The organism is Kutzneria sp. NPDC052558, assembly GCF_044547355.1.
Lineage (GTDB): Bacteria > Actinomycetota > Actinomycetes > Mycobacteriales > Pseudonocardiaceae > Kutzneria.
The window spans coordinates 424,588-437,737 of sequence record NZ_JBIUAG010000005.1; the positions used below are offsets into that span (position 1 = coordinate 424,588).

A 13,150-nucleotide genomic window follows, 5' to 3' on the forward strand; every position below is an offset into this window, starting at 1 on the left:
CGGCTGCGTGCTCATTGGTGGCTTGACCAAGAGGTCCGATGTCTTCAGACTTTGTTTCCGTCAGAAATCATCGATCGTCCACGATCTGCTGGACGACGACCCGGGTCGGAGGCGCAATGTCGCGGTTCTTGCTGCTGGGTGTGGCGTTGATGGTGGCCAGCGGCGGCGCGACCGCCGTCGCGGCCCCGGCGACGTCGCCGGTCGTGGTCAACGTGGCGGCGTTCGGGGCCGATCCGAGCGGGCGGGTCGACTCCGCGCCCGCGGTCACCGCGGCCCTGCGCTACGCCAGGAGCCACAACACCCGGCCGGTTCGCATCGTCTTCCCCAAGGGCGCCTACCAGCTCTATCCGGAGCGGGCCGAGACCCGCGAGCTGTACGTCTCCAACACCGTCGGGGCCGATCAGCAGTATCGCGACAAGACGATCGGCCTGCTGGTCGAGGACATGCACGACGTCACGATCGACGGCGGCGGGGCCGAGCTGATCTACCACGGCCTCCAGACGGCGTTCGCGGCGATCCGCTCGACCAACGTGACGTTCACGAACTTCTCGTTCGACTACGCCGCGCCCGAGGTCGTCGACGCCACGATCGCGTCCGCCGGCGTCTCCGGCGGGCACGCCTACCGCGTGCTGTCCATCCCCGCCGGCAGCCCGTACAAGGTCAACGGCACGCACATCACCTGGCTCGGCGAGACCAGCCCGGTCACCGGGCAGCCGTACTGGTCGGGCACGGACGGGTTGGAGTACAACCAGATCCACGATCCGGTCCAGCAGCGCACCTGGCGGGCCGACAACCCGCTGTTCAGTAACGTCTCAGCCGTTACGGACCTGGGCAACCGGCGGATCCGCATCGACTACACCACCGGGACCGCCCCGACCGACGCCGGGCTGGTGTACCAGATGCGGCTGATCGAGCGGGCCCAGCCGGGGGCGTTCATCTGGGAGTCCAGCAACGTCACGCTGCGCTCGATGAACGCCTACTACCTCCAGACCTTCGGCATGGTCGGCCAGTTCAGCCAGGACATCACCATCGACCGCGTGAACTTCGCTTCCGACCCGCGCTCGGGCCGCTCGACCGCGTCGTTCGCCGACTTCGTGCAGATGTCCGGGGTCAAGGGCAGAGTGTCCATCACCGACTGCCTGTTCGACGGTCCGCAGGACGACCCGATCAACATCCACGGCACCTACGTCGAGGTCGTCGGCCAGCCCGCCGCCGACACCCTGACCCTGTCCTACGAGCACCCGCAGACCGCCGGCTTCCCGCAGTTCTACCCCGGCGACCAGCTCCAGCTCGTCGACATGCTCACCACCACCCCGGTGGCCGGCGGCCAGGCGAAGGTCGTCGCGGTCGACGGGCCCAGCGGCTCCGACCACAGCAAGTCGTTGACCACCATGACCGTCAAGCTCGACCGGCCGGCGCCGGCCGGCGTGCACATCGGCGGCACGGTCGCGGAGAACCTCACCTACACCCCGTCGGTGGTGATCACCGGCAACACCTTCCGCAACGTGCCCACCCGCGGCGTCCTGGTCACCACGCCCAAGCCGGTGCTCATCGCCCACAACACGTTCGACGGCATGACCATGTCCAGCGTGCAGGTCGCCGCCGACGCCTACCAGTGGTTCGAGTCCGGGGCCGTGCGCGACGTCAAGATCCGCGACAACACCTTCACCCGGCCGTCCAGCCCGGTGATCATCGTCAATCCCACCAACCAGGTGGTGGACCCGGCCAATCCCGTGCACCACAACATCTCCGTCGAGGACAACCGGTTCGACATCGGCGACGTCACGGTGGTCGACGCCAAGAGCGTCGGCGGCTTCACCTTCAGCGACAACACCGTCCGCCGCCTCGACGCCCCGAGCGCCCCGCCCTACACCTCGCCGCTGTTCGTCTTCCAGGGCAGCACCGGCATCCAGATCGCCCATAACCACTACGACCAGGGCCTGAACACCTCCGTGATCAGCAACTGACCCCCCGCTGCCCCCAAGGTCAAGGGACGTCTCCTCTCGCCCAACGCCAGGAACGGCCCTTTCACTGCGCCGGACGCCAGGAACGGGTCTTTCCTGACGTCAGGGGTGGCCGCGGCGGACGGTGGTGGTGGGGACGATGGTGCGGCGGGCCGGTTGGCCGGCGCCGGGGCCGAGGCGGTCGAGCAGCAGGGTGGCGGCGCGGCGGCCGACCTCGTGGGCGTCGTAGGAGACCACGGTGATCGGCCGGTCCAGCAGGTCGGCCAGCTCGAAGTCGTCGAAGCCGGCGAGCACGGTGTCGGCGGACAGGCGGCGGATCTCCCGGTAGGCGGCCACGGTCAGCCGGTTGTTGGTGCAGAACAGGGCGGTCGCCCGGCCGACCAGGTCTCGGGTGGCGGCGGCGACGTCGTCCGGCCCGCGGCGGATGAGGTCCTCACGCGGGGCCAGCCCGGCCTCTTCGTGCGCCGCCCAGTAGCCCCGGAACCGCTCGGCCCCGGTGTACCGGGTGGGCGCGTTGCCCAGGAAGCCGATGGCCCGGTGTCCCTCGGCCACCAGCGTGGCGGTGGCGGCGTGAGCGCCGCCGAAGTCGTCCACCAACACAGTGTCCACATCGATGCCGGCCGGCGGGCTGGCCGCGAGCACGATCGGAATCCCGCCCAGCGCCAAGGGATCCAGGTGCTGGTGGCGGGACCCGGCCGGCACCACGATCATGCCGTCGACCCGGCGGGCGACCAGGTCCTCGACCAGCTCGTGCTCGCGCTGGACCTGCCCGGCGGTGTTGCCGAGCACCAGCCGCAGCCCGTGCTCCTCGGCCACCTGCTCCGCGCCCAGCGCGAGCTGGGAGTAGAAGGGGTTGCCGAGATTGGTGACGACCAGGCCGATCATGCCGCTGGGCCGGCCCAGCCGGAGGTTGCGGGCCACCTCGTTGCGGCGGTAGCCCAACTCCCGCACGGCCGCCAGCACCCGGTCCCGCGTCGCCTCGCTGACGTTCTCGTCCTTGAGCACCCGCGACACGGTCATCGCGCTCACCCCGGCCCGCGCCGCCACGTCGCGCATCGTGGGCGTCGCGTTCGGAGGCACGGCGGTGGCGCTTTCTGTGAAATCGGCACGCTTTTCGGTCATTGTAGGTGATGATCAGTCCGGGTGGCCCACCACGCCGCGCCGAGCAGCGGGGCGTCCACCGCGCGCAGGGCGGTGCGCAGCTCGGCGGCGGAGTGCAGGCTCGCCTTCAGCGGACCCTCGACCAGATCCCAGGACGCGGCGATCGAGCCGCCGACGACCAGCACCGTCGCCTCGAACCTGGCCAGCCACGGGCCGATCGCCGCGCCGAGCGCGTGGAAGGCGTTGGCCAGCACGGTTTGGGCATGCCGGTCGCCGGTGCGGGCCAGCTCCGCGATGGCGTGCACGTCGGGGGAGTCCTCGCCGGCGTAGGCGGCGCGAATCGCCCGCCGTGACACGGTTTCCTCCAGCGGCCGGCCCAGGTAGCGCACCAGGTGGGCGCTGCCGTCGGGCGGCACCAGCGGGCCGTCGTTCACCGGCACGCCGTCGTCGAGGAACGCCGATCCGATGCCACTGCCGAGCGTGAGGCAGACCGCTCGACGATGCCCGGCTGCCGCCCCGGCAACGTGCTCGCCGATGCCGAACGCGTCGGCGTCATTGAGGAATCGCAGCCCGGCCGGCTCGGGCAGCCGTCGCGTCAACTCGGCCTTCACGTCGACGCCGTACAGCGACTCGAACTTGCCGACGTCCTGGAACAGTCCGATGCCCGCCTCGTAGTCGAACGGCCCCGGCACCGCGACGCCCCACTGCGCCCCGGCCGGGGCGTCGAGTTTCGCCGCCGCCGCGGCGATGCCGTCCAGGATCTCCGCCTTGCCGCCGTTCGGAGTCAACGGCAGCCGCACGGCGATCTCCGCCGAGCCGTCGCGCACCAGCGCCGCCGTCACGTGGGTCCCGCCGATCTCCAGCACCGGCACCGGATCCATTTGTCCTCCGAAAGGTCAGCGCATCGCCCGGAAAGTACCGGCCCGCAACGCATTCTCGATGTCCTCGAGGCTGCGTGCGCGAGTTTCCGGGACAAATCGCCGGACAAAAACGACGGCGAGCGCGTTGACCGCCGCGAACAGCCAGAACGTGCCGGTGGCGCCCAGCGCGCTGGTCAGCGACAAAGTGGTCAGACTGACCACGAGGTCGAACAGCCAGACGGCGAAAGTGGACACAGCGACCGCGACCGACCGCACCTCCAGCGGATACATCTCCGGGCCGGCCAGCCACACCACGACCGACAGGCTGCCGCCGTTGCAGGCGATGTACCCGAGGACGCCCAGAATCACCACCCAGCGGGCCGCGCCGTCCGGGGCCGGCTGGATCATCAACACCGCCGCCAGGGCAACCAGGCACAACACCGCGCCCGGCAACAACGTCAGCAGCAGTCGTCGGCGGCCGAGGCGATCCACCAGACGGATGCCGACGGCGACCATGAGGAAGTTGACGAGGCCGACGCCGACGGTCGTCAACATCGCCGCGTCCCGGCCGAATCCGGCGTCGCCGAGGATCGTCGGGGCGTAGTAGATGATCGCGTTGATGCCCGTGACCTGGGACGCGATGGCCAGGCCGATGCCGGCTATGAGCGCCGGGCGCAGCCAGGGGGCGCGCAGCATTGCCAACCGCCCCTTGGGAACCGTGGCCAGGTCGGCGATCTCGGCGTCCACCGCTTGATCGTCGGGGCGGACGCGGGACAGCACGGCGCGGGCGGCAGCCGGGTTCCCATGCGTGAACAGCCAGCGAGGACTTTCCGGCAGGGCAAGCATTCCCAGCAGCAGGATCACCGCCGGCAGCAGACCGAGGCCGAACATCCAGCGCCAGCCGTCGTCGAGGGCGTAGCCGGCGAGGTACGCGGCGAGAATGCCGACGGTGATGGCCAGCTGGAACAACACCACCAGGCCGCCGCGCCGGTCCGGCGAAGCGAGCTCGGCGACGTACACGGGCACGGCTTGGGCGGCCAGGCCGACAGCGAAACCCAGTACCAGGCGGGCGATTCCGAGCGTCCACAGCTCGGGCGCGATCGCCGCCAACAGCGCGCCGACCGCGAACACCGTAGCGGCCACGATGATCGCGCGGCGGCGGCCGAGCCGGTCCGACAACCTTCCCGACGAGCACGCGCCGGCGATCGCCCCGACGATGATCGCGCTGGTGATCAGCTGCTGGCCGAGGTCGCCCAGGCCGAAGTCGGCGGCGATCGTGGGCAGCGCCCCGGAGATGATGCCGGTGTCGTAACCGAACAGCAGACCGCCGAGGCTGCTGACGCCGGCGATGACCAGCAGCGACCGGGTCATGACGGCCGCCCTTCCCGAACCAGGGCCTTGACGACGTGGACCGGCCGGTCGCCGAGCGGCCGGAGACGATATGCGCCAACGGAAGCCGGCACGGTCAGGGTCTCGGCGAAGACCAGGTCGTGGACGCGGCCGTCGGCGGTCTCGATCAGCACGCCGTCGCCGGCCGAGACGTTGAGGATGTGGAAGCGGCCGTCGGTGTTGTCCTCGGCGGTTCCCTGATCCAGGACGAAACGGCGGACCTCGTACCAGAGTTCGGGCAGGGCGCCGATGAGTTCCTCGCGCCAGCCCGGGCCGGTGCGGAGGGCTCGGGGCTGCTGGATCAGGTCGTGGACGACGTCCTCGCCCTGGCGATCGCGGTCGAGGTTGGCGAAGCCGTGGTCGTAGGGCAGCGGCCGGGAACTGCCGTGGGCGTCGCGGCGCAGCCAGTCGTAGAACCGCAACGAGTAAAGGTAAGGCGTGGCGCTGATCTCCAGCACGAGGTTGCCGGCGCCGGAGGCGTGCGGGGTGCCGGCGGGGATCAGGTAGAGCTGGCCGGGTTCGGCTTCGTGGCGCTGCACGAAGCGGTCCACCTCCATCGGCTCGCCGCGCTCGATTGCCAGCTCCACCTGCTTGCGCATCAGGCCGAGGTCGGCATCCTCTTGCAGGCCAAGGTAAACCTGCGCGCCGGAGTTGGGACTGGCGGTGACGTAATAGGATTCGTGCTGGGTGTAGGGCCAGCCGAACCGCTCCCGCATGTACTCCGTCCGGGGATGCAGGTGCAGGGACAGATTGCCGCCGCCGACGGTGTCGAGGTAGTCGAAGCGGATCGGGAACGAGGTGCCGAACTCGGCGTGCACCTCTGTCCCGAGGAAGACCTCGGGGTGGAGCACGCACAGCAGTTGGAACGGCAGCTCGACATCGGCCTCCGGGGCGCCGACGAGGATGCCGGCCTCGGGGGCGATCAGCTCGTAGCCGAGCGCGGTGTTGCCGGCCTGCGGGGAAAAGCCCAGCTCCCGGGCCGCCCACTGGCCGCCCCATGGCGTGGAGTTGAAGTACGGGCGCGTGCGCACCGGCCCGGTGGCCAGGTGTTCGAGCGTGGCCGACATCGCCGGACCGTCCAGCGAGGTCGGGTCCTGCGGATCGCGGAGGTCTATCCAGCGATCGATGCGCTGGGCGATGGCGTCGCGGTGGCCGTCCGACATAGGCCAGTCGGCATAGAACAGGCGACGTAGGTCCCCGGGCATACCGTGCCGGCCGAGGTTCACGCCCACCGGCAGGTCGCCGGCGGCGACGGCGGCCTCGGCGTAGCGCTTGGGCAGGTCGGCGTACCACAGCACGTCGTGGTCGAGCAGCGCCGCGCCGGGGCCGTGCACGACCAGGATTCCGTTGTCCGGCAAGGTGATCTGCGGCAGTTCGCGGTAGACGTCGGCGATGCTGTTGCCGGCCAGCTTGAGGTAGTGCGGGTCGCAGCCGTCGTCGCCGGTGCGGCGGCGGACGGTGTCCCAGTCCGCCTCGTATGTCCGGAGATCTAGGTCCCAGGTCGTATGCCCCTCGGCCCGGATGGCGTCGAGCAGGCCGGCGACCGCCGCGGTCCAGTCGAGCGCGGCCGGCCCGTCCACGGCAAGCACCGCGGGCGCCGACGGCAGGGACCGCGCGGCGGCGGCCCAGCCGCGGACGACCTCCCCGGTCACCGGGGCGTAGCGCGGGTGACGGTCGTAGGAACGGGTCACGGCGACCTCCGATGCGGTGTTGTTAACGTTAACGATGGCCGCGAGGCTGTGGAGCGTCAAGTCTTGTCGTTCTGTGTGGTTATCGTTAACAATCCGAGGATGTCGTCGCATCCCACACTCCGCCGGCGCTGGCTGGTCGACACGGTCGTGGTGCTGGTTGCCGCGGCCTCGCTGTCGACCGTCGCCGCTGGTCCCGGCGTCGCGGCCCCGGCCTACGCCGAACCGTCGGTGTTCACCATCGGCAGTCCTGACCAGTCCGACGCCGAGTTCGCCCTCTCGCCCGGGGACTACCAGAAGTACCCCTCGGCCTTCCCGCAGGACGCGACCTACACCGTGGGTGTCAGCCGCGCGAGGGACTGGCCCTACATCCAGCCCGGGCCGGCGGATGCCTGGGCCGGCGGCAAGCCCCATGCCGACACCATCGACTACACCTTGGGCACGGTGCCGGCCACCGACCTCATCCTGCGTATCGACCATGTGGACACACACGACATTTCCCCGCCGACGATCGAGGTGGTGTCCAACGGGCACTCGGTCGAATCGGCGGCCACGCCGGCCGGCGGCGGCGCCGGGGTGTACGGCGTGGGCTCCTTCTCCGGCACTACCGGCTACGTCAACCGCCCGCACGAGATCGGTGTCCTCATCCCCCGGGACACCTTGACCGTCGGCCGGAACAACCTCGTCCTTCGCACAACCGCCGGCTCGTGGGCGGTCTACGACTCGGTGCGTCTCGTGCCGGCCCCCAGCAGCCTCGGTGCGGTGCGGGTGCTGGCCGACACACCCACCGTGCTGTTCAAGTCCGACCAACGCCAGCTGGTCGACGTCGATGTGCAGAACACGGCCGGTGCTGCGGCAGCGGTCTTCACCGCGACCGTCGGCCGCGACACCGCGCAGACAGCGATCGCCTCGCTGCCGGCCGGCCGGTCGACGCAGCGCATCGAGGTGCCGGCCGCCGCCGGACCGAGACCGTCCAAACTGGACATCACCGCCGCATTGGCCGGGCAGCCGGCCGGGACGTACTCGATCAGCCTGCCCTACCAACGGCGTTGGCAGCTGGACGTCATCAACGGCAGCCACCTCGACATCGGCTACCACTACGACCAGGCGACCACCCGGCAGCTCCAGGACGCCTTCCTGGACCAGGCGGTGAGCCAGTGCGCCGCCACCGCGAACCGGCCGGACGCCGAACGCTACCGGTGGACGGTCGAGCAGGCGTGGATGATCGACGACTACGTCCAGGACCGCCCGGCCGACAAGGTCAAGGCGCTCGGCGACTGCGTGGCCGCCGGCCAGATCGAGCTGACCGCCTCGTACGACAACAATCTCAGCGACCTGGGCAGCACCGAGCAGCTGATCAGGGCCCAGGACAAGGGAACCCGGACGTTCGCCGAGAAGTTCGGCCGGCCGGCGACCGCCGCCATGCAGGACGACGTCACCGGCGTGACCGCGCAGAAGACGCAGCTGCTGGCCAAGCAGGGCGTGACCATGCTGATCAACGGCTCCAACCCGGACCACACCGGGCGCTGGAGCGTGCCGCACACCGCCCAGGACTTCCCGGCGCTGTACCACTTGCGGGGGCCGGACGGCAGTTCGGTGCTCACGTTCTTCGCGGCCAACTCCTACGACGAGGGCTACAAGCTGAACTGGCAGGGCCTCAAGTGCGGCCTGGCCCCGTGGCCCAGCGACGACCCCAATGACACCTGCGGCACCGCGCCCACGCTGCCGTACCACCCGGTCGCCGCCCCGTCGCCGGCCCAGATCCAGGACGTCACAACCAAAACAGCCGTCGGGATCGCCAACTGGTTCCCGGGTCTCCAGGTCGGCCGGTACCCGCAGTCGGTGTACCCGCTGCTGTTCTTCGAGGACTCCACCCCGCCGATGAACGGCATCTCCGACGTGATCCACACCTTCGGCCAGCAGTACGCGTGGCCGAAGCTGGTGATGTCGACGCCGTCGCGGTTCTACCAGGACGCCACCACCGCACCCGGGCTGACCTCGAAGTCGGGCTATACACCGGATCTGAGCTCGCGGGACGCCTCGCGGCTGCCGGTGAAGAGCGGTGATCATCCCGACTGGTGGTCGGACGGCGCGGGCTCGTCGGCGTTCGAGACCGGCGAGAACATGCAGGCGCAGGCTCGGACCGGCAGCGCGGAAACCCTGGGCGCGCTGGCCCCGAGCGCCAACCAGCAGTGCCTGGTGGATTCCGCCTATCGCGAGGAGGAGCTCTACACCGAGCACACCTGGGCCAGCCCGGAGCTGCTACCCGACGATCCACAGTGGGCGGTGAAGAAAGCCCATGCCGACAAGGCTTCCCGGTTGAGCACCGACGCGATGGACGCCGCGACGGCGTCCCTGGGCGGGCAGATCGCCAACCCGTCGGGAAACCCGGCCATCGCGGTCTTCAACTCGGTGTCCATCCGCCGTAGCGATGTCGTGACCACAACGGTTCCTGACGGCTGGTCCGGGCAGGTGGTGGACGTCCAGACCGGAGCGGTGACACCGTATGAGTCGGCGGGGGCGGGCAAGATCAGGTTCATCGCGGCCGATGTCCCGGCCGTCGGGTATCGGACGTATGAGCTGCGAGCGGGCGTGAAGTCGCTGACCGGTAAGGATTCCGCGCTGCACTGGGACGCCGGGCGGGGAGTCCTGGAGAACCAGTTCTACCGGGTGTCCCTGGATATGGACACTGGTGTCATCAAGTCGGTGTACGACAAGGCGGCCGGCCGGGAACTCGTCGACCCGACCTCACCCTTCGGGCTCAACCAGTACGTCTACCGGCCGAACCCGCAGCGGGACGGGAAGACCACGCCGGACAGGCAATGGTCCCCAGGGCGGGCCACGGTGGCCGTGCAGTCGACGGGGCCGGTGAGCGTCAGCGTCACGGTCGCCTACCCCGACACGCCGGGCGGCAAGGACAGCGCCGGGGCGGCGACCGGCGTGGAATCGGCCGGGGCCACATTCACCCTGTACGCCAACACAAAACGCCTGGACATCGCCGACGACATCGACAAGACCTGGGTCACCACGCCGGAGGAGGGCTACTTCGCCTTCCCGTTCAAGGTGGACAAGCCCACCGTGACCTATGAAGCGCCTGGCACGCCGGTGACCCTGGGCGCGGGCCAGCTGCCCGGCTCGTCCATGGACTGGCAGGCGGTGCGCGGCTACGCCGACCTGTCCAACGCCGGCGGGGGAGTCACGGTGTCCACAACGGACACGCCGCTGATGGAGTTCGGGCACATCCGCAGCATGGAGCTGCAACCGCGGCCCGGCCGCCTCGACCAGCCCGGTCCCGACCCGGCCGCGCCCACGCCGGACAACGGATCGGCCTTCTCGTACGCGTTCAACAGCCTGTGGAACACCAACTACCGGCAGGCCCAGTCCGGGCCGGTCAGCTTCCACTACTCGATCACCAGCCATGACGGGGGATTCGAGCCGGTGGCCGCGACCGGCTACGGCTGGGGTATCCAGACACCGCTGGCGCCGACGACGCTGTCGCCGTCACACGCCGGCGGCTACCCCGGTGGCGCGAAGTCGCTGGTGTCGGTCGACGCCGCCAACGTCTTCGTGCAGGCGGTGAAGCCGGCCTATCCCGGGCATCAGTCGGCGCTGCCGCTGACCATCCGCCTGGTGGAGGTCGCCGGCAAGTCGGGCACGGTCCGTCTTCGATTGCCGTATAGGGTGACCGCGGCCCAGCTGGAAAGCCCTGCGGAGCAACCCAACGGGCCCAAGCTGGCCGTGGTCAACTCCGGCACAGAGGTGCTGGTTCCGGTCGGCCAGCACGGGATCGTCACCGTCGGCCTGCGGCTGGCCGCGCCCCAGGTTGTCACGACGCCACTGGTGTGCGCCACCGATTTCGCGCTCGCCCCGGACGGCTTTCGAGACTATGCCAAGGCTTTCCCGCACGACGTCGACTACACCGCCCAGCAGGACCCCGGCTTCACCACCGGCGTCTCCTATCCGTCGGCCACAACCCCTTGGGTTGCTGTGCAGGGCGGCAGCGTAGCCAGTCCACAGTGGAGCTACATCCAACCCGGCCCCCAGGACGACTGGGCCGGCTCCCGACCCCACACCTTCACCCTGAGGTTCACCGTGGACAAACCGCGCGATCTCACCTTGAGCCTGTGGCTGCTCGACAGTCATTCGCCGACCGTCGACATCGAGCTGAACAGTCAACCCGCGCAACGCCTTCAGCCACCGCCGGGTGGCAGCAGTCAGACCATTCCGCTGCACAACGTCAAGGCTGGGGAGAACACCGTCACGATCACCACCAGTGCTGGCTCCTCGCTGGCCTACGACGGGTTCGCCATCAGCGGGTGAGCCCGGAACTTGGTCCCTCGCTTAGGTGCGCGCTGCTTCAGCTGATGCACTTCGGCGCTGGGCACGGGCATTGTCCGGCAGCGGGTTTGAGGGTGTGACGCAGGTGATCCGGGACGCGCGTCGCGGGGCCGAGTTTGCGGCGTGCCTGGATCGGAAGGTGGCTGCGGAGCTTGACCTGCTTCCGTCGGCGTGGTTCCCGGTCAGGCTCGGGTGACGTCGATCTCGCCCGGGCGGATCTGCTGGTGGCACGCGTCGCAGATGGTGGTGGGATGGAGTTCCGCGCCGCAGGTGTGGCGGAACACGGCCTTGGGCACGCCGTCGCCGGTATGGCGCTCACCCCATTCGCGCAGCATGAGGATCACCGGCACAAGGTCGATGCCGGCCTGGGTGAGGTGGTACTCGAAGCGGGGAGGGTGCTCGGAGTACTGGGTGCGCGTAACCACGCCGGCCTCCTCCAGCCGCCGCAGGCGCCCGGTCAGCAGGGTGCGCGGCGCGCCCGTGTGCCGAGCGAGATCGGAGAAGCGGTGGAAGCCGTACATCAGCTCGCGCAGCACCGGCAGCGAGTAACGGTCGCCGAGGATCTCCAGCGCGTCGGTCATCGAGCACTCGCGCGGAGTCGGTAGCGATTCTGGACCCACTCTGATACCGTACACCACGGTCAGTCCACAAAATGGACTTAGTTGGGAGGTGCCCGTGGTCGACGTGGCCGAACTGGTGCGGCGCAACGCCGACTTCGCCGCCGGCGCGTTCCGGGAGGGGCCTCGGCTGCCATCGCCCCCCTCTGCGCAAAATCCACCCTCCGGAACGTGAAGGTGTAGATGATTGTCGCGGTGGTGCTTTGGGTGGGGTCGTCTCGATTATGCATGAAACGGGATTTCACCCGTTAGTGATTCGATTTGGATCTTGACGGGGAGTATTCTAGGGGTATGTCAGAAATCACCCGAGAGCTAGAGTCCGCCGAGCCTTCGGGAGCGATGCTGGACCTGCTCCTCGGCGCGGATCTTTCCACCCTCACCCCCGAGCAACAAGTCACCGCATTCGTCATGGCCCGCAAGATCACGGCGGTTGCCGACCATGCTCGGCTGTGCATTCTTCGGAGTTTCGAGGACCTGGCCGAGATGTCCATGGCCACCCACGAGTCCGAACAGTCCCTGTTCCGCCAACAGGAACGCGCCGAAGTCCTAGACCGGCTGCCTCGGCTGTGCGAGCAGCTGCGACGCGGCGAGATCGACCTACGCCGCCTGGAGACCGTGGACGAGCGGGTGATCCACCTCGACCCCGCCACGATCCCCCACATCGAAGACCAACTGGTCGAGGTCGCCGCCGAGCTCACCCGCACCCAGTTGGCCCGCCGCACCACCAAGCTGGTCGCCGAGGCTGATCCGCTGGGCTACGAGCAGCGCCGGCAGAAGGCCCGCGACAAGGAACGGCGGATCGAGTTCTACCCGCTGCCCAACGGCATGGCCGAACTCCGCATCCGCATGTCGGCCATCGACGCCCGCCAGTGCTACGACATCACCACCGCCGACGCCCGGGCGCTGTGCAAGGACTGCCGCACCACCGACCAGAAACGAGTCGACGCCTTCCTGGACCGGTTCCTCGGGTACGGCATCGACCGCACAGTCCAGGTCCACGTCACCCTCTCCATGGAAACCTTGATGGGCCTGACCGAGGACCCGGGCCTGCTCGACGGCTACGGCCCCATCGCCGCCGACTCCGCCCGCGAACTCGCGATGCTCGGCCCCTGGCGCGGCGTCCTGCTCGATGAGTACCAGCGGGCCGCCGCGATGGCCACCCACCTCTACAAGCCCCCAGCCCGCTGCCGGGA

Annotated in this window: 8 protein-coding genes; 3 read left to right on the top strand and 5 right to left on the bottom strand. The window is 69.4% G+C overall.

Annotated elements, in window-relative coordinates:
- Positions 1–116 precede the first annotated feature (116 nt).
- Entirely contained in the window at positions 117–1,967 is a 1,851-nt protein-coding gene (locus tag ACIG5F_RS12735) for a hypothetical protein (RefSeq protein ID WP_396517775.1), read from the top strand.
- Between the two features lie 99 nt (positions 1,968–2,066).
- On the opposite strand, the gene ACIG5F_RS12740 is transcribed toward ACIG5F_RS12735, so the two are convergent.
- Genes ACIG5F_RS12740 through ACIG5F_RS12755 form a run of 4 tightly spaced genes read right to left on the bottom strand, consistent with a single transcriptional unit; the run spans position 2,067 to position 7,005 of the window.
- Positions 2,067–3,086, bottom strand: coding sequence for a LacI family DNA-binding transcriptional regulator (locus ACIG5F_RS12740; RefSeq protein ID WP_396517776.1), 1,020 nt, complete (start codon positions 3,084–3,086; stop codon positions 2,067–2,069).
- Entirely contained in the window at positions 3,083–3,946 is an 864-nt protein-coding gene (locus ACIG5F_RS12745; protein WP_396517777.1) for an ROK family protein, read from the bottom strand. The genes ACIG5F_RS12740 and ACIG5F_RS12745 overlap by 4 nt, the downstream gene beginning before the upstream one ends.
- Positions 3,947–3,961: 15 nt before the next feature.
- A complete protein-coding gene (locus ACIG5F_RS12750; protein ID WP_396517778.1) occupies positions 3,962–5,296 on the bottom strand; it encodes a sugar porter family MFS transporter in 1,335 nt (444 codons plus the stop codon).
- Complete coding sequence (locus tag ACIG5F_RS12755; RefSeq protein WP_396517779.1) at positions 5,293–7,005, bottom strand: class I mannose-6-phosphate isomerase; 1,713 nt, start codon at positions 7,003–7,005, stop codon at positions 5,293–5,295. The genes ACIG5F_RS12750 and ACIG5F_RS12755 overlap by 4 nt, the downstream gene beginning before the upstream one ends.
- 99 nt (positions 7,006–7,104) lie before the next feature.
- Between ACIG5F_RS12755 and ACIG5F_RS12760 the strand changes: the two genes are divergently transcribed.
- On the top strand, positions 7,105–11,322 hold the full coding sequence (locus tag ACIG5F_RS12760; protein ID WP_396517780.1) for a polysaccharide lyase family protein: 4,218 nt from the start codon (positions 7,105–7,107) through the stop codon (positions 11,320–11,322).
- Positions 11,323–11,522: 200 nt separating this feature from the next.
- Here the strand turns inward: ACIG5F_RS12760 and ACIG5F_RS12765 are convergent, their stop codons facing one another.
- Positions 11,523–11,921, bottom strand: a complete 399-nt coding sequence (locus tag ACIG5F_RS12765; RefSeq protein WP_396517781.1) for a winged helix-turn-helix transcriptional regulator — start codon at positions 11,919–11,921, stop codon at positions 11,523–11,525.
- Between the two features lie 327 nt (positions 11,922–12,248).
- Here ACIG5F_RS12765 and ACIG5F_RS12770 point away from each other — a divergent pair.
- A partial coding sequence (locus ACIG5F_RS12770) for a DUF222 domain-containing protein (RefSeq protein ID WP_396517782.1) occupies positions 12,249–13,150 on the top strand: 902 nt, incomplete at its 3' end.